This window comes from Crenothrix sp. (assembly GCF_043729335.1).
Lineage (GTDB): Bacteria > Pseudomonadota > Gammaproteobacteria > Methylococcales > Methylomonadaceae > Crenothrix.
In genome coordinates this window covers 1-15,412 of record NZ_JAYTLQ010000056.1, presented here as the reverse complement: position 1 = coordinate 15,412, position 15,412 = coordinate 1, and the positions used below count along the sequence as shown (strand labels likewise).

Sequence of the window (15,412 nt, the reverse complement as noted above, 5' to 3'; positions counted from 1 at the left end):
TTTTTGAAACCGTGTATAACCTCTATTTCCTGTGCTGGTTTTCCAGCATCTACTCTCTTTCTACATAATATTTATCCCACTCAATGGAACTCATAAACATTGCAAAACAAGCTATTTTGATGCCCGCTGGCATCCAGGATAGCGATATTGAAAACATAATGAACAGTTTGCTCAGCGCACCTATTGATGCGGCAGATATTTATTTTCAAGCCAGTCACTCTGAATCGTGGATGCTTGAAGGTGGAATCATTAAGGAAGGTAGCCACAGTATTGAGCAAGGTGTGGGCGTGCGTGCGGTAGCCGGTGAAAAAACTGGTTTTGCTTACAGCGATCGCATTGAATTGCCCGTATTGCACGAAGCAGTCAATAATGTTAAGGCCATCGTACGGCAAGGACAAGAATCACAAGTTGCTTTAAAAATGCACGGTAACGCGACTAAATATTATGTGGCAACTGATCCTTTAAAGTCGTTGTCGGATGAAGAAAAAATCGCGCTGTTACGTAAAGTCGATACCGAAACTCGTAAACTCGATAGCCGTATTGAAGAGGTCATTGTTAGTTTGGTTGGCGCTTATGAAAGCATTTTGGTGATGAGCCAAGATGGTTTATTAAGTGGGGATGTGCGGCCTTTGGTGCGTATGAATGTCAGTGTTATTGTGGTAGAAAACGGCAAGCGCGAACAAGCCAACATGGGCGGTGGTCTGCGCGGTGATTATGGCTATTTTATTAAGGATGATAGGGCGTTGGAGTATGGCCGTGAGGCAGTAAGACAGGCGTTGGTTAATTTAGAAGCTGGCGATGCGCCCGCAGGTAATATGACCGTCGTTTTAGGTGCTGGCTGGCCGGGTATTTTATTGCATGAAGCGATTGGTCATGGTCTGGAAGGTGATTTTAACCGCAAAGGTACTTCAGCATTCAGTGGCCGTGTCGGTGAGCGCGTAGCCTCCAGTTTATGTACGGTAGTGGATGATGGCACCTTACAAAATCTGCGTGGCTCCTTGAGCATAGATGATGAAGGCACGCCCACCGAAAACACGGTATTAATTGAAAACGGCATTCTAAAAGGTTACATGCAAGACAAGTTGAATGCGCGGTTAATGGGCGTAAAAGCTACTGGCAATGGCAGACGTGAATCTTACGCGCATTTGCCGTTGCCGCGTATGACCAACACTTATATGTTGCCAGGGCAGCACGCGCCGGAAGATATTATCAAGTCGGTTAAAAAAGGCTTGTATGCAAAAAACTTTGCCGGTGGGCAAGTCGATATTACCTCCGGTAAATTTGTATTTTCGGCTAGCGAAGCGTATTTAATTGAAGATGGCAAAATTACCCGTCCAGTTAAAGGCGCCACTTTAATTGGCAATGGCCCTGATGTATTGACTAAAGTATCCATGGTGGGTAACGATCTGGCGATGGATAGCGGTGTGGGAACCTGCGGCAAAGATGGCCAAAGTGTACCGGTGGGGGTAGGGCAACCAACCTTGAGAATCGACGGCTTGACTGTCGGCGGAACCAGTATTTAATCCCTGACCCAGAGACACTAAAAACACTATGCAGAATCAAGATCAGATCAACCAGTTAAAAAATATCGTCCAGGACTTGTTGGACGAAGCCAAAAAACAAGGCGCAAGTGCCGCCGAAGCCGGTTTGAGCCAGGAGACTGGCTTGTCGGTAAATGCCAGGCTAGGTGATGTGGAAACCATTGAGCACCATTGCGACCAAGGCCTAGGGATTACCGTGTTTTTTGGCCAGCGCAAAGGTTCGGCAAGTACTTCTAATTTGTCGCCAGAATCTATTAAAGAAACCGTGCGGGCAGCGTGCAGCATTGCCCGTTATACCAGCGAAGATGAATACGCCGGTCTGCCAGAAAAGGCAATGCTCGCCACTGGATTTCCTGATCTGGATGTTAATCACCCTTGGAGTATTAGTGTCGATGATGCCATTGCCTTGGCCATAGCCTGTGAAGATGCGGCGCTCACTTACCACAGCGAAATCAGCAATTCTGAAGGTGCGTCTGTTAATACTCATCAGGGTATTCGCGTAATGGGCAATAGCCTAGGTTTTTTGCAAGGTTACAGCTCTACCCGCCATTCGTTAAGTTGCTCGGTATTAGGTCAGCGCGGCGACAGTATGCAGCGTGATTACTGGTATAGCGTCGCCAGAGATGCCAGCAACCTGGAAGCTGCGGCACAGATAGGCCGGAAAGCGGCTGAGCGGACTATCAAGCGTCTGGAAGCGCGTCGATTGACCACTCGGCAATGTCCGGTGTTGTATGCGCCTGAAACTGCATCAGGACTGCTCGGTTCTTTAATGGGGGCGATCAGTGGCGGTAACTTGTACCGTAAATCGTCATTTTTACTCGATGCTTTAGGACAACAGATTTTTCCGGATTTTATTCGCATACATGAACAGCCGTATTTAAAAGGTGCGTTAGGCAGTTCGGCTTATGATGGCGATGGCGTGGCCACGCAAACTCGCGATATTGTCAGCAATGGTATTTTGCGTGGCTATGTGCTGGGTACGTATTCGGCGCGTAAGTTGGGTATGCAAAGTACCGGTAATGCCGGTGGTGTACATAATTTAACGCTGGATTCGGGTACGTTGGATTTTGAAGGCATGCTCAAGCAAATGGGCACGGGTTTATTAGTCACTGAGTTGATGGGGCAGGGCGTTAAAATGATGACCGGTGATTATTCGCGCGGAGCCAGCGGGTTTTGGGTAGAAAATGGCGAGATACAATACCCTGTTGAAGAGATCACCATTGCCGGAAATTTAAAAGATATGTTTAAGCATATCGTTGCAGTGGGCAATGATGTGGATTATCGGGGTAATACGCGCACCGGTTCTATTTTAATTGAGCAGATGTCGATTGCTGGGGAGTAGGCATTTTCTAAATCAACAATACTCTATCATGCCGCTTTCAATAGTGTGCTCACGCATAAGTAGCTTCACAAGTTTGGCGACACACATAATACGGGACACTCAATAAGGCACATCGTTCGGCCTGAGCTTGTCGAAGGGTGTGCGGTGTGCCGCTCATGGTTCGACAAGGCTCTCATGAGCTAGTCGAATGGCTCACCACAAACGGCACACCTTCACCTGTCCCGCCTTAAGTTGGAAGCCACAAGTTTCAAGCTCCTTCTCCAGCGTACCCAAAGGGCATAAAGGAGAAGGTTGGGATGAGGGGAATAAACTTGTTGATTGTATTCTCCTCACCTTAGCTCTTTAGCTAAAGGCATTCAAGTTTTAACGATCGAATTTTTTTATGAAAATCGAAATCACCCAGGTCGTGGATTTTTGCATTGGCAATAAAAATAAGTTCAGAATCTTCTTTAATATCTTGCTCGGTAATACCCAATGACTGCATTAAATCTGGCCGTTTAGCCATTTCTGTCACTGTCAATTCAAAACGTGGATTCTGATAAACGGTGAGTTTAGCCTTAGGGCCAACTTTTAGGCTATGGATTCGCCTGTCCCAATTGTCGCCGTTGACGTTGTTTAAATCAGCTAACTGGGTTGCGCCTTCAACAAACAAATGTTTGCCGGCATATTGTGCATCTTCAAAAAAATCAGCCCAGCAATCTTTATCAACAGCATAAGCCGTTGAGGTTGCCAGTAAAAGCATTGCAACAGATGCCCTTTTAAAACCACGACATAGCCCTTGAATTTGGTTCATGCGCCTTCTCCTGTTTTAGTGAATTGTATTGCCGGTAACAAGTTTTGTTATATCAGTAACTACACTTAAATAAAACGTTGTTTTTCTGTGACAATACAATCAATTATCTGTTCCAAATTTGCAGGGTTTTTAGAAAAATAAAGATAATCTATTCGTAATTAACTTCAGGAGACTATTCACAATAACCTAAAAGTGGTTTTTGTCTTGCGCGTTATTCCCAGTTACCCCATTTTAGTGCAAGATTACCCCGTAAAGCACTGGTATGGTTCACTTTTTGGAAACAACAATAGCTTGCAATTATTGCATGATGGCTGCAATAGCTCGTCTACTCTGGTTTAGCGCTAATCCAACAACCCCGTTATCAATTGGCGTGATTAATGCTTGATACTCATTGTCGGGGTTAAATACTCGGCAAACATTGTAGTTTACTTACTTGAGGATAATCTTATGATTTCCATAATAGTTTTTTCGATATTGATGCTGTTGTTTTTGGTTGACTGGAAACATGTCGACGATGAGCATAATCCAAATTAAACAGGAAAATTAATTTGAAACGCACTATTAACCCAATACAGGACGGAGTGTTTGGCTCCGTCCTGACTCATTCTAATCTGAAATCTAGGTGTATTAGCCAGTTTTACCAATAAGTACATGCGTAATTTAGATTAACGCTTATCCGGCATTTCGAATAAATTTTCCCCTACAACTGCTCAAGTGTTACGCGCATTACTGATGTGGAATTCGTAAATCAGTCCCGTTATGGAAGTTGTCATTTATCAGCGGTTGTGAGGCCTCAGTTGATTAAAATACAGTGTCGCACCCACCACAGCCGCAGGGGCTACAATAAAATTTAACACGGGAATAGTCAGGGCTAAGGTCACTACACCGCCAAAGCTGTAAGCTCCAAAGCGCACATTTTTCAATAGTTTTTTTTGTTCTGAGAACAAAAGCCCCGCATTTTCCATTGGGTAGGCGGTGTATTCCAACGCCATGCTCCAAGCGCCAAACAATAGCCATAGCACGGGCGCTATTACATTAAGTCCTGGGATAAAAGAAATAATCAGCAAAGGTATGGCTTTAACGGCGAAATACAGGCTACGTTTTAATTCTGCCCAAATCACTTTGGCAATAGGGGGATCAATAATGGGCGTAGTTTGTCCGGTGATTATGGCGAGGGTTTTTGCCGATAACCTGCCATAAAATGGTGCGGCAAGTAGATTGGCCAGTATCATAAAGCTGAAAAATAACATACTAAAGAAGCAAGCGAAAAATAAGGGCCAAAGAAACCAGTTCAACCATCGTAACCAGCTGGGAATAAAGTGATTTATCAGGTCGGCAATATAGTAATAACCCAGTGCAAAGGCAATGCTGTACAGAACAATATTGATTAAAATCGGGACTATCACGAAGCGGCGTAGTGGCGCTGAGCCTAATAATTTTAGACCCATAAAAAAACAGCCTATGGCGACGGCAGGGTGATTGGCTTTTTTATCGGCTAGCATTTCTCAATCTCTTTTCGTGTAATTGATTTTGTATTGTCCACGAAAACCACGAAAGGCACGAAAGATTTTTGGTTTATGCAAAGATTTGAATGTCGGCTATTAGCTCACTCCAGCGCAACCTCATGGCATTGGCAACTCACGTTCCAAAATGGCATCCAACTCGTCATCATCAAAAACCCGTCCGGCCCTGTTCATCGTTTAAGCCTTGGTGCACCGCAGAGATGAATCGCGCCTGGGTATTGAGTCGGTCAAACTCATTAGGCGACAATACCACCGCAGCCGGTTTGCCGTTTTTTTGGTTAAGCCATAGATATGTAATACTAAATACGATACTATAACTACATGAGTAAAGCCGATAAACTGCTAGAGAAAATGCGGTGTAACCCACGTGATTGGCGGATTGAAGACGTGAAAACGATTGCCCTTCATTTTTCGCTTGATTGGCGCAACATGGGTGGTAGTCATCATGTTTTTGGTATGTCAGGTATTGCGGAAAAAGTATGTGTCCCAGCGCATAAACCGATAAAACCCGCTTATATCCGGCAGTTTGTGGCGTTGATTGATAAAGTTAAGGAATTGCAAACATGAGTGAAATTCTCATAAAACCTATTACCCCCCCTTATCCTTTTGAGGCTTATGCACACATTATTGAGCCGTTATCCGTTGATGAAGGCGGCGGTTTTTTAATTACATTGCCTGATTTGCCAGGTTGTATAGCTGATGGCTCTACAGAATTGGGAGCTATAGAAGCTGGGCGTGATGCATTTTTATGCTGGGTATCAGCAACGGCAGATATGGGCGATCTTATCCCGGCGCCTAGATTTAGAACGGTGACTACAGATACAACAGAACCATCAGGGAAGTTTGTACAGCGCGTGCCTAAATCCATCCATGCACAATTGGCCGTCCGCGCCAAACAAGAAGGCGTGAGCCTGAATAGCCTGGTGCTTACCTTTATTGCCGAAGGACTGGGGCGATCTGATGCCTTGCGGCAAGGATGACAGCAAGTTTGACGGCAATTGTATTGGTTCAGCACGTAGGGTGGTTTGCTGACGCGAAACCACCCTACGATTTATACGCCTTACGGGTTATGTCTAGCGCATCTTATCGTGTTTATCAATAGAGTTGATTAGAAAAACGACTTGATAACAATCGACATTACTCCCGCAATCAATATCCCCATCATCCATTTTTGCGTGACGGCATCAGCTTTAAGCACCGCTAAATCTGTTTTAATCGGCGTTAAGGCCATTTCTAGATCAGTTTTTGTGACCAAGCTATCTTGTGCCTCAATAATTGCGCGAACAAAAGCATCCGCATGCTCTTGTGACACGCCAACAGCTTTCAGTTTAATAACGGCTTCTTGCGTATCAAAAGTAATGGTAGCCATAATATTATCCTATGCTAATAGAGTTTATTTTAGCGCAATTATCCTCCGTTACCCCATAGTGTCAATGCCATAGCAGGCCTTCTGTACATGCCTCCCATATTAGCCCCTCACAATGCCAGATACACTATTAAAGCTAAACAAAACTAAGATTTTCGCAAAATACCCAACACATTTAACATTGGTTATTTTGGTTGTGGTGGTTTGCTGGCGCGAAACCAACCTATGACTCATACTCCTTAATGGGCTTCTTATCCAGCCACATAGGTTGGGTTATTTTTAACCCAATCTTATAGTTGTAGCAGCTGATGGCCTTCAAATACTGTTAATATCAGTGTGTCGTCTTCACGAACACGGTAAACGATACGATAGCTACCCAGAAAAACTTCGCGTATGTCTTTTTGATTAAATTCTGGAACAACGCGCCCAGCCATAGGCATATCCGCAGCACTTTTGGCACGTCGCCGAATTTTTGAAATCCATTTTCTGGCCATTAAAGGGTTATTCTGGGCAATATGCCGCTGAATGGCGATAAGATCGTTAATAGACCGTTTACTCCAGCGCAACCTCATGGCATTGGCAACTCACGCTCCAAAATGGCATCTAACTCGTCATCATCAAAAACCCGTCCAGCCTGTTCATCGTTTAAGCCTTGTTGTACAGCAGAGATGAACCGCGCCTGTGTATTGAGTCGGTCAAACTCATTAGGCGACAATACCACCGCAGCCGGTTTGCCGTTTTGGGTAATGATAATAGTGCGATTGTTTGTATTGATGCTTTTTAATAGCTGGGAAGCGTGGGTTTTAAATTGACCCAACGGCAGAATATCTTCGGAGATTTGTAAATTAGTCATAGCTGATAATTGAGATGGCTTTGAATTTAGGTCTGAATATAGACCTTATAATTGCCAATAGCAAGCTGGTAGGATGGTTTCGTGTAGCAAACCGTCATGTCCAATACACCGCCAAAGCTAAACAAAGCAAAGCTTTTTGCAAAATACCCAAAACATTTAACAGTGGCCATTCTGGTTGTGGTGGTTTAATGGCGCGAAATCACCCTATGCTTCATACGACTCATTTAGTATTGGAATGAGTCTTATTGCAATTGCTTAATAAAAGCCTTATATTGACAAACCTTGCATTTTTGGATATTAGAACTACCATTAAAATGGGCATAAAGCGGTATACAGCACCTAATCTAACATAGGCCATTAAAATAACCGGAAACAAGGAACTTAACCATGACGATGTTTTCTAATGCACGCCGCACGCCGCACGCCGCACGCCGCACGCCGCACTTAAAGCCGCTAATTGCCGGTTTACTGCTTGCCATACCCTTTAGCAATGCAGCCTTAAGCGCCACGGTAGTTACGCCAGCCCCCAAGCCTGTTTACAAAATAAAGCTTAACGATACAGGCATTACCACGTGTTGGACTAAGAGCGTTCAACGCGGTTGCCCGCTAAAAGACTACCCAGGCCAAGACGCGCAATACGGGCGCGACAAAACCCAAAGAGATTTCCGAGACGGCGATGCTGGTTTTAGTTTTACCAAAATCAGCAATATTGGTAAGCCGCTGCTTGCTACTGCGTCAAAATGGAATTGTGTTAAAGACAACATAACTGGCCTAATGTGGGAAGGCAAAACCGATGACAACGGTTTGCACGACATGCACGGGACTTATACGTGGTACGAACCTAACGCAAAAATTAACGGGGGCGATGTTGGCCGCCAAAACGGCGGTGCATGCAGTTTAATTGGCGGTTGCGATACCTATGATTATGTCAAAGCCGTCAACAAAGCCGGTTGGTGTGGGTATAAAGATTGGCGCATGCCCACCAAGCAGCAATTAAATAACCTTACCGTATTGCATCTTTTTGGATTGCCACTGGATCCCAGTTATTTTCCAGAAGAAAATATTTCGGCTGTGTGGTCGTCGTCTCCGCTTGCTCGCTATAGCGACAGTGCCTGGATCGTCGATTTTAGCTACGGCGGCGATTATATATACCCTAAGAGCTACGGCAATCAGGTGCGGTTAGTGCGTAGCGGACAGTGATTTTGCCTTTTGCGGATGCCAAGAATCAATAGCCCTATCTGGCGCGATGCCAATCGCCTGTTGCTGACCGTAGAGCAGGCGGTGCGACATTTTCCACGCTACCATAAATACACCCTGGGATGTGAGATGCATCGGCAGGCCATGACCATCTGCCAGTTGACAGCGCGTACCGCCACACAAACGCCTAGCCAATGCATAAAGTACCCATAGGGCATAATTGGTGGGTGTGTCGAAAAATGAGCCACACGTCCTTCGACACGCTCGCCACGAAAGGATGCCCCCGTATAAAGTGGGTAGATCCAACCTTGTTAACCCCCGCTGTTAGCCAGTCTGCCCCTGTTGGCGAGGGTACTGTTATCTACGCCCACATTGTAGAGCGCGGGCATTTGAAGGGCGGTTTAAAACGCCGCCAAGTTTTCCGATTAACCTTTAAACCTGGAGTAGAGCTATGTCCAACCCTAAACAAACAACCGCATTAAGCTGTTTATTGGTGCTACTGCCCCTACTAGGCAACGCCCAAACCTGTAAGCCCCAATCCATATCCGCCACCACGCCAACCGCCCGCTTTACCAGTTCTAACAGCGGCTGGATGTTGGACAAGTATACCGGCCTAATGTGGAAGACATGCAGCGAAGGCCAGGTATGGAACTCAGGAACCCATGCCTGCGATTATACTGTCGATACATTTACTTGGCAGGGTGCCTTACAGCAGGCGCAAAAGCTTAATGCAATCGGCGGCTTTGCCAAATTTAAAGATTGGCGGATACCTAACCAAAAGGAGTTATACACCTTGGTTGAAATACAATGTTATAGTCCAGCCATTAACCTAAAGGTTTTTCCGAACACAGGTACTAACGCGTTTGTGTGGTCGTCGTCTGCTAGTCCTGACTATAACCCCCCTGCCTGGATCGTCGGTTTTAGCGACGGCAGCTTTAGTCTGCAAGATAAGAGCTATAGCGGTCAGGTTCGGTTAGTTCGCGCTGGACAGTGATTTTGCCTTTTGTTGGTTGGCAGCGGTTTGTGGGGTTGTAAGAATCAAGCCGTAAGAAGTTCGGAGACAGGATCGCCTATCGGTTTACTGTGCGGAGGCTTTGACAATCCCGATTATTTTGATTAAAGTCTGGTGGGCAGGCGGTTTTGCCCACCGTTTGCATTGCCGACTTGTTCCGCGTGAGCAGAACAATGTTGCCCACTGGGCTAAATGTGTAGAGTCATATCGGTTTGTGTTTTCAAGTCAGCCACGCTGATGGAATCCCCACTCCACTAGGCTCCAACACCACCCCCCGCTCCGTCACAATCGCATCAATCAACCTCGCTGGTGTCACATCAAACACCGGATTCCAACCACTGACCAACGAATCTTCTACCACATAGCAAGACGGCAATAACTCATTCGGATTGCGCTGCTCAATGTGTATGTCTTTACCCGTGGCAATGCTGCCATCCAATGTTGTCGTGGGCGCAACCACCATCACCTTAACGCCGTGCTGTTTGGCCAGCACCGCCAACGAATACGTGCCAATCTTATTAGCGGTATCGCCATTTCTGGCAATACGATCCGCACCAACAATCACCCAATCAATCGCACCGGATTGCATCAACCAAGCCGCCGCAGAATCCGCTATTAAGGTAACCGGAATACCGTCTTGCGATAACTCCCATACCGTTAAACGTGCGCCTTGCAACCACGGACGGGTTTCGCCCGCGTAAATATTTACCGCTTGCCGTTTACAAACACTACGGATTACCCCCAGCGCCGTGCCATAACCCCCCGTCGCTAACGAACCGGTATTGCAATGCGTTAAGATGCCTTTTGCGCCTGCCAATAAATCAGCACCCAACTCGCCCATCGTGTGGTTATCGGTAATGTCATCGGCGTGGATTTTTACGGCACAAGCGGTTAGCGCGGCAACAGGATCGGCCTGTGGCGCATCCAGCACCGACCGCATTTTATCCAGTGCCCAAAATAAATTCACTGCGGTCGGGCGAGATTTTGCCAGTGTGTCGATGTCAGCAACGACCGCTTGCCGCCATTGGTTTGAATCATGGGTAAAATGTTGCACAGCCGACAGCACCACGCCATACGCCGCCGCAATACCAATCGCTGGCGCACCGCGCACCCGCATACTGGTGATAGCTTCTGCGACACCGGCCGCATCGGTGTATTCATCGTAACGCAACGTGTCGGGTAATTGGCGTTGGTCGAGTACGCGCAAGCTTGTGCCTGTCCATTGCAAGGCTTGTACCGTCAGTTTTTGTGCTGTTGTCATTTGTTATCACAATCAAGTGTAAAAAGTTATAATCAGGCGACTCACAAAAGGATGCGCCCATGATAGTTGATACGCTTATTCACGCTCGGTGGATTATACCGGTTGAACCCGCCAACGTAACCTATGATCACCACAGCTTGGTGATTAACGAAGGCCGAATTATTGATCTTTTGCCTACCGCCGACGCCAAGCAAAAATATCAGGGCATCAGCACCGAATATTTAAGCCAACATGCGCTGCTACCGGGCTTTGTTAATTGCCACACCCACGCGGCGATGAGTTTAATGCGTGGCATTGCCGACGATTTGCCGTTAATGGATTGGCTGCAAAACCATATTTGGCCGTTGGAACAGCAATGGATGAGCGAAGAATTTGTGAAAGATGGCACGGATTTGGCCATTGCTGAAATGATTTTGAGCGGCACAACCTGCTTTAATGACATGTACTATTTTCCAGAAATTGCCGCACAGCAAGCCATACAACACGGCATGCGTGCCAATTTGGGCATGGTGGTAATCGATTTCCCTACCGTGTACGCGCAAAACAGTGATGAATACATCACCAAAGGTTTGGCATTACACGAGCAAGTGCAGGGTGAGCCGTTGATTTCTGTGGCGTTTGCACCGCATGCGCCCTACACGGTGTCTGATGCGCCGCTGCAAAAAATCAAACAACACGCTGATGAGTTGGGCTTGTTGGTTAATATGCACGTCCATGAAACTTTACATGAAGTCGATCAGGCTTATAAAGATACCGGTAAGCGCCCGTTACAGCGTTTGCAAGAGCTGGGTTTAGTCAATGCTTCGTTTGTCGCTGTCCACATGACGCAACTTAATGATGCAGAAATTGACATGATGGCAGCGGCTAACGCCCATATCGTGCATTGTCCTGAATCCAATTTAAAACTGGCCAGTGGGTTTTGTCCGGTTGCCCGTTGTTTGGCGGCAGGCATTAATGTCGCGTTAGGCACAGATGGCGCGGCCAGTAATAACGATCTGGACATGCTGGGCGAAATGCGTACCGCCGCCTTATTGGCTAAAGCTGTGACTAATAATGCCAGTGCTGTGCCAGCGATGGCCGCCTTGCAGATGGCGACGCTTAATGGGGCGAAAGCCTTGGGCTTGGATAAAGACATTGGCTCGTTGCTTATTGGCAAGGCGGCTGATGTGATTGCTATTGATCTGGATTGTTTGTCCACACAACCGGTGTACGATCCTATTTCGCAGATTGTCTATGCGGTTAATCGTCAGCAAGTTACCGATGTTTGGGTAAATGGTAAACGGCTATTGAAAAAGCGCCAGCTCACTACTATTGATATCATCGGATTAAAGGCCACAGTTGCACAGTGGCAAGCTCGGTTAGCGCATAAAAACTGATATCTGCTCCATCCATTCTCGCTGTAAAGTTAGATTACAGCCAGTATCGGCTACGTTATTTTAAGTTGAGTGGCTTTACATTGCTTCTTTAAAAAATTATTTACGAAAAATAAATTATTGATCCCGTTTAGCTTTTTCATATTCATCGTTAAAAAAGCTCAGGCGCTCGCTAAGAATAGATGATAATTGAAAGCCGAGGTCTTTGGATTGCTGGGCAAGTTTAATCTGCAAAATAGCCTCGTCAACTTGGCCGCTGGCGTAATAATATTCAGCCATGTATCGATGAGATTCGGCAGATTGATTAAGATTGCCGTAAGCCTGTGCTAATAACTGCCAGTACAGTGGTAATTTCTGCGTTTGAGTACTCAATAAACCCAGATTTTTCCGTGCTTGGTCTGGATTACCGGTTTTAAGTAGTGCGGTCACGTATTCCATTTTAATGGCATCATTTTCTGGGAATTGCTCAGCCAATTTTTTATAGCGCGCTAACGCGGTGGTGTAGTCTTTAGCATCCAATGCCGTGCGAGCTAAAGCTGCGGAATATTGCGCTTGATTAGGATATTCCTTGGCCAGTTGTTGAAAAATAGCTTCAGCCTCTTTATGTTTTTGTGTGCTCAGTGCAATCAAACCCAAGCCATACCGCGCCACAGAGCGTTGTTCGGTTGTACCTTGTGACAACCCTTTCTGAAAATACTGATAGGTATCAACACTATTAGTAGAGGTTACTACCCGTATTTTAGCTTTAGTCAATTGATAGGCCAGCGAATCAGGGTATTGCTTATACGGATAGGTTTCTGCACGTCCGCGCGTATCAGAAATACGCGATGCGGTAACCGGATGGGTTCTTAAAAATTCCGGCACATTTTGGCCATAATAACGGGTAGATTGCTGCATACGCTCGAAAAAAGTCGGCATACTACGCGGATCATAATGCGCTTCGGCTAAATTTTGCATGCCGACACGGTCGGCTTCTGCTTCATGTTCGCGGGTAAAATTAATTTGAAATTGTACGCTGCCAGCCTGGATAGCAATCAGAGCTGCCTGCCCCATTTGGGGAGATTGCGAACCCAGTAAAATGGCTGCTAAAGTTGCCGCCATAGTCGGAATAGACATACGTTTGGCCGCTTCAGCGGCACGGTATAAATGCCGCTGGGTAACGTGCGCAATTTCGTGTCCTAGCACCGATGCCAGTTCACTTTCTGCTTCTGTCATTAATATTAGCCCGGAATTAACACCAATATAGCCCCCAGGCCCTGCAAAAGCGTTGATATCGTTTTCCATGACTACAAAAAAGTGGAAGGGATTGCTGGGTAAATCACTACTGGCAACCAGTCTTTCGCCTATATTTTGAATATAGTGTTGTATTTCCGGATCTTGGTTAATGGCAATTTGCGAATGCAGGCTTCTAAAAAACGCCTCGCCTAATTCTTTTTCTTCAGCGGGCGTAATCAGGGTTCCAGATGAATCGCCCATGTCGGGTAACGCCAGTTTAGTAATATCGACGGCGTGCTGGCTAGGCGAAAAAGCTAATAGGCTTAAAGCCAATGGAATTAAAAAGGTTTTAGATTTCATCATTGTGGGACAGCCAATTTTAAAAAGAGTTTCTGGGTACTAACAATTTAACGCAAGGGTATGCGTTCACCTCCCTCTTTGAAAAACGGGGAGAGTTTACGCGGGGTGGAGGGGGATTTATTTAAAAAATCTACCCCTAACCTCTCTTTTTTAAGAGGGGAACTGAACGGTTACGCGCAAGGTAGTTTTATTTTAAACTAGATCAACAACTCGGTGGCATTTGATGTGTTTTGGAATGACAATGATTAAAGCTATACTAAGCCTTCGGTCTAAATCCGCTGTAATATTATGAAATTTTCCTTACAAATTAATAGCAGTCCCTATCAATCAAACGCGGGCTACAGTGCTTATTTATTTATTAAGGCATTATTAACCGAGGGACATGAGGTATTTCGGGTATTTTTTTATCACGACGGCATTTATCATGCCTTTAAATACAACACGCCGCCCGATGATGAATTGGATTTGAGTTGTCAATGGAGTGTATTGGCTAAACAGCATAATATTGATTTAGTCGTGTGTATTTCGGCAGCGCAACGACGCGGTTTATTGTGCGCCGACGAAGCCACCCGGCAAGGCAAACAGGATAATGATGTGGCAGATGGTTTTCGCATTTCCGGTTTAGGACAGCTTATTGAAGCCACCTTGGAAGCGGATCGCTTTATTGTCTTCGGGTAATGGCAATGAAAATCTACCTGTTTGTATTAAGAAAACCTGCCCATAGCGGCAACCAGGTTCAGGAAATGCTGGATATTGTGTTAACGGCGGCAGCATTTGATCAACAAGTCAGTTTACTGTTATTGGATGATGGCGTATTTCACATAAAAAATGGCCAGCATCCTGAAAAATTGTTATTAAAAGATACGGCGGCAATCTTTAAAGCCTTAGAAATTTATGATGTCAAAAACCTGTATGTGGAACAAGAATCACTGCAAGAACGCGGCTTAACACCTGATGACTTGTGCCTGCCCATTATCCTTGTGGATAGACAGGGTATTGCAGCCCTCATGAAACAGTTTGATGTCATTTTTCCAGGTTGATGAGTGTTATCACGCTGGTTATACTTTGGTAAATGTAGTGATGGAGAATTGGTATGTTAAAACGTTTTCTGACAACAACTGTGCTATTGCTTGGCACCGCTTCAACAACAGCGGGCGTGCTTAAGGAAGGCATCTGGATGCCCAGTGGCTGTGGCCCGCGCCAGGAAGCGCCGCTTATTGATGCAAGCACAGCCGATGCTTACAACGCTAGCGTTAAGGCGATTAACGACTGGCAAAAATTAGCCAGTGCCTATGACGATTGTCTGGTTAAAGAAGCCAATGTCGACAGCGCACTCATCGCCAAAATGGCAACAGATGAGCAAAGTAAATTACAGGAAACGGTTAAGAAAATTAATAAGGAAATAAATGCGGGCCGAGAATTATTGGAGCACAAACGTAAGGGCGGCTTGTAAAAGAAAATATCACTCCCATTAAAGGGCTCCCAACTTAACGCGGGACAGGTGAAGGTGTGCCGTTCGTGGTGAGCCATTCGACTAGCTCATGAGAGCCTTGTCGAACCATGTGCGGCACACCGT

General features: G+C 45.8%; 18 protein-coding genes. 10 read left to right on the top strand and 8 right to left on the bottom strand.

All coding sequences use genetic code 11. The annotated features are described in order from the left end of the window. Positions 1 to 83 precede the first annotated feature (83 nt). The gene (tldD, locus tag ACHZC4_RS12675) at positions 84 to 1,523 is read left to right on the top strand and encodes a metalloprotease TldD (protein WP_394754229.1); all 1,440 of its coding nucleotides are present in this window, start codon (positions 84 to 86) and stop codon (positions 1,521 to 1,523) included. Positions 1,524 to 1,551: 28 nt separating this feature from the next. After that, positions 1,552 to 2,883 (top strand): metalloprotease PmbA, encoded by a 1,332-nt coding sequence (gene pmbA / locus ACHZC4_RS12670; RefSeq protein ID WP_394754228.1) that lies wholly within the window; start codon positions 1,552 to 1,554, stop codon positions 2,881 to 2,883. Between the two features lie 346 nt (positions 2,884 to 3,229). Here pmbA and ACHZC4_RS12665 read toward each other — a convergent pair whose 3' ends face one another. Continuing rightward, entirely contained in the window at positions 3,230 to 3,676 is a 447-nt protein-coding gene (locus ACHZC4_RS12665) for a beta/gamma crystallin domain-containing protein (RefSeq protein WP_394754227.1), read from the bottom strand. A 776-nt stretch (positions 3,677 to 4,452) separates the two neighbouring features. After that, complete coding sequence (gene cysZ, locus ACHZC4_RS12660; protein ID WP_394754226.1) at positions 4,453 to 5,178, bottom strand: sulfate transporter CysZ; 726 nt, start codon at positions 5,176 to 5,178, stop codon at positions 4,453 to 4,455. A gap of 342 nt (positions 5,179 to 5,520) precedes the next feature. On the opposite strand from cysZ, the gene ACHZC4_RS12655 reads away from it, so the two are divergent. Next, positions 5,521 to 5,766, top strand: coding sequence for a type II toxin-antitoxin system HicA family toxin (locus ACHZC4_RS12655; protein WP_394754225.1), 246 nt, complete (start codon positions 5,521 to 5,523; stop codon positions 5,764 to 5,766). Further along, a complete protein-coding gene (locus ACHZC4_RS12650) occupies positions 5,763 to 6,179 on the top strand; it encodes a toxin-antitoxin system HicB family antitoxin (protein ID WP_394754224.1) in 417 nt (138 codons plus the stop codon). Before ACHZC4_RS12655 ends, ACHZC4_RS12650 begins: the two co-directional genes overlap by 4 nt. 128 nt (positions 6,180 to 6,307) lie before the next feature. Here ACHZC4_RS12650 and ACHZC4_RS12645 read toward each other — a convergent pair whose 3' ends face one another. The 3 genes from ACHZC4_RS12645 to ACHZC4_RS12635 form a co-directional block, all read right to left on the bottom strand. Next, positions 6,308 to 6,568 carry a DUF1640 domain-containing protein gene (locus tag ACHZC4_RS12645; protein WP_394754223.1) on the bottom strand — a complete coding sequence of 87 codons (261 nt, stop codon included), beginning with the start codon at positions 6,566 to 6,568 and terminating at the stop codon, positions 6,308 to 6,310. A gap of 287 nt (positions 6,569 to 6,855) precedes the next feature. Further along, the gene (locus ACHZC4_RS12640) at positions 6,856 to 7,137 is read right to left on the bottom strand and encodes a type II toxin-antitoxin system RelE/ParE family toxin (RefSeq protein WP_394754222.1); all 282 of its coding nucleotides are present in this window, start codon (positions 7,135 to 7,137) and stop codon (positions 6,856 to 6,858) included. After that, positions 7,134 to 7,418 carry a type II toxin-antitoxin system Phd/YefM family antitoxin gene (locus tag ACHZC4_RS12635; protein ID WP_394754221.1) on the bottom strand — a complete coding sequence of 95 codons (285 nt, stop codon included), beginning with the start codon at positions 7,416 to 7,418 and terminating at the stop codon, positions 7,134 to 7,136. Before ACHZC4_RS12635 ends, ACHZC4_RS12640 begins: the two co-directional genes overlap by 4 nt. Positions 7,419 to 7,805: 387 nt before the next feature. Between ACHZC4_RS12635 and ACHZC4_RS12630 the strand changes: the two genes are divergently transcribed. Then, positions 7,806 to 8,618 carry a DUF1566 domain-containing protein gene (locus ACHZC4_RS12630; protein ID WP_394754220.1) on the top strand — a complete coding sequence of 271 codons (813 nt, stop codon included), beginning with the start codon at positions 7,806 to 7,808 and terminating at the stop codon, positions 8,616 to 8,618. Here the strand turns inward: ACHZC4_RS12630 and ACHZC4_RS12625 are convergent. Further along, positions 8,598 to 8,810, bottom strand: coding sequence for a hypothetical protein (locus ACHZC4_RS12625; protein ID WP_394754219.1), 213 nt, complete (start codon positions 8,808 to 8,810; stop codon positions 8,598 to 8,600). The genes ACHZC4_RS12630 and ACHZC4_RS12625 overlap by 21 nt on opposite strands. Positions 8,811 to 9,066: 256 nt before the next feature. Here ACHZC4_RS12625 and ACHZC4_RS12620 point away from each other — a divergent pair, with 256 nt between their 5' ends. After that, positions 9,067 to 9,609 carry a DUF1566 domain-containing protein gene (locus ACHZC4_RS12620; protein ID WP_394754218.1) on the top strand — a complete coding sequence of 181 codons (543 nt, stop codon included), beginning with the start codon at positions 9,067 to 9,069 and terminating at the stop codon, positions 9,607 to 9,609. Positions 9,610 to 9,847: 238 nt separating this feature from the next. On the opposite strand, the gene mtnA is transcribed toward ACHZC4_RS12620, so the two are convergent. After that, positions 9,848 to 10,888 (bottom strand): S-methyl-5-thioribose-1-phosphate isomerase, encoded by a 1,041-nt coding sequence (mtnA, locus tag ACHZC4_RS12615; protein WP_394754217.1) that lies wholly within the window; start codon positions 10,886 to 10,888, stop codon positions 9,848 to 9,850. A gap of 59 nt (positions 10,889 to 10,947) precedes the next feature. On the opposite strand from mtnA, the gene ACHZC4_RS12610 reads away from it, so the two are divergent. Beyond that, the gene (locus ACHZC4_RS12610; protein WP_394754216.1) at positions 10,948 to 12,264 is read left to right on the top strand and encodes a TRZ/ATZ family hydrolase; all 1,317 of its coding nucleotides are present in this window, start codon (positions 10,948 to 10,950) and stop codon (positions 12,262 to 12,264) included. 114 nt (positions 12,265 to 12,378) lie between these two features. Here ACHZC4_RS12610 and ACHZC4_RS12605 read toward each other — a convergent pair whose 3' ends face one another. Next, positions 12,379 to 13,836: a M48 family metalloprotease gene (locus ACHZC4_RS12605; RefSeq protein ID WP_394754366.1), complete on the bottom strand. Its 1,458-nt coding sequence runs from the start codon at positions 13,834 to 13,836 to the stop codon at positions 12,379 to 12,381. 288 nt (positions 13,837 to 14,124) lie between these two features. Here ACHZC4_RS12605 and tusD point away from each other — a divergent pair, with 288 nt between their 5' ends. Genes tusD through ACHZC4_RS12590 form a run of 3 tightly spaced genes read left to right on the top strand, consistent with a single transcriptional unit; the run spans position 14,125 to position 15,289 of the window. Then, entirely contained in the window at positions 14,125 to 14,514 is a 390-nt protein-coding gene (gene tusD, locus ACHZC4_RS12600; RefSeq protein ID WP_394754215.1) for a sulfurtransferase complex subunit TusD, read from the top strand. Positions 14,515 to 14,519: 5 nt separating this feature from the next. Continuing rightward, positions 14,520 to 14,876, top strand: coding sequence for a sulfurtransferase complex subunit TusC (tusC, locus tag ACHZC4_RS12595; RefSeq protein WP_394754214.1), 357 nt, complete (start codon positions 14,520 to 14,522; stop codon positions 14,874 to 14,876). Between the two features lie 53 nt (positions 14,877 to 14,929). Beyond that, entirely contained in the window at positions 14,930 to 15,289 is a 360-nt protein-coding gene (locus tag ACHZC4_RS12590; RefSeq protein WP_394754213.1) for a hypothetical protein, read from the top strand. Positions 15,290 to 15,412: the final 123 nt, after the last annotated feature.

Excerpts from the sequence above, each read along its gene's own strand:
- tldD (WP_394754229.1), top strand. The coding sequence starts at position 84 with ATGGAACTCATAAACATTGCAAAACAAGCTATTTTGATGCCCGCTGGC.
- pmbA (WP_394754228.1), top strand. The coding sequence starts at position 1,552 with ATGCAGAATCAAGATCAGATCAACCAGTTAAAAAATATCGTCCAGGAC.
- ACHZC4_RS12665 (WP_394754227.1), bottom strand. The coding sequence starts at position 3,676 with ATGAACCAAATTCAAGGGCTATGTCGTGGTTTTAAAAGGGCATCTGTT.
- cysZ (WP_394754226.1), bottom strand. The coding sequence starts at position 5,178 with ATGCTAGCCGATAAAAAAGCCAATCACCCTGCCGTCGCCATAGGCTGT.
- ACHZC4_RS12655 (WP_394754225.1), top strand. The coding sequence starts at position 5,521 with ATGAGTAAAGCCGATAAACTGCTAGAGAAAATGCGGTGTAACCCACGT.
- ACHZC4_RS12650 (WP_394754224.1), top strand. The coding sequence starts at position 5,763 with ATGAGTGAAATTCTCATAAAACCTATTACCCCCCCTTATCCTTTTGAG.
- ACHZC4_RS12645 (WP_394754223.1), bottom strand. The coding sequence starts at position 6,568 with ATGGCTACCATTACTTTTGATACGCAAGAAGCCGTTATTAAACTGAAA.
- ACHZC4_RS12640 (WP_394754222.1), bottom strand. The coding sequence starts at position 7,137 with ATGAGGTTGCGCTGGAGTAAACGGTCTATTAACGATCTTATCGCCATT.
- ACHZC4_RS12635 (WP_394754221.1), bottom strand. The coding sequence starts at position 7,418 with ATGACTAATTTACAAATCTCCGAAGATATTCTGCCGTTGGGTCAATTT.
- ACHZC4_RS12630 (WP_394754220.1), top strand. The coding sequence starts at position 7,806 with ATGACGATGTTTTCTAATGCACGCCGCACGCCGCACGCCGCACGCCGC.
- ACHZC4_RS12620 (WP_394754218.1), top strand. The coding sequence starts at position 9,067 with ATGTCCAACCCTAAACAAACAACCGCATTAAGCTGTTTATTGGTGCTA.
- mtnA (WP_394754217.1), bottom strand. The coding sequence starts at position 10,888 with ATGACAACAGCACAAAAACTGACGGTACAAGCCTTGCAATGGACAGGC.
- ACHZC4_RS12610 (WP_394754216.1), top strand. The coding sequence starts at position 10,948 with ATGATAGTTGATACGCTTATTCACGCTCGGTGGATTATACCGGTTGAA.
- ACHZC4_RS12605 (WP_394754366.1), bottom strand. The coding sequence starts at position 13,836 with ATGAAATCTAAAACCTTTTTAATTCCATTGGCTTTAAGCCTATTAGCT.
- tusD (WP_394754215.1), top strand. The coding sequence starts at position 14,125 with ATGAAATTTTCCTTACAAATTAATAGCAGTCCCTATCAATCAAACGCG.
- tusC (WP_394754214.1), top strand. The coding sequence starts at position 14,520 with ATGAAAATCTACCTGTTTGTATTAAGAAAACCTGCCCATAGCGGCAAC.
- ACHZC4_RS12590 (WP_394754213.1), top strand. The coding sequence starts at position 14,930 with ATGTTAAAACGTTTTCTGACAACAACTGTGCTATTGCTTGGCACCGCT.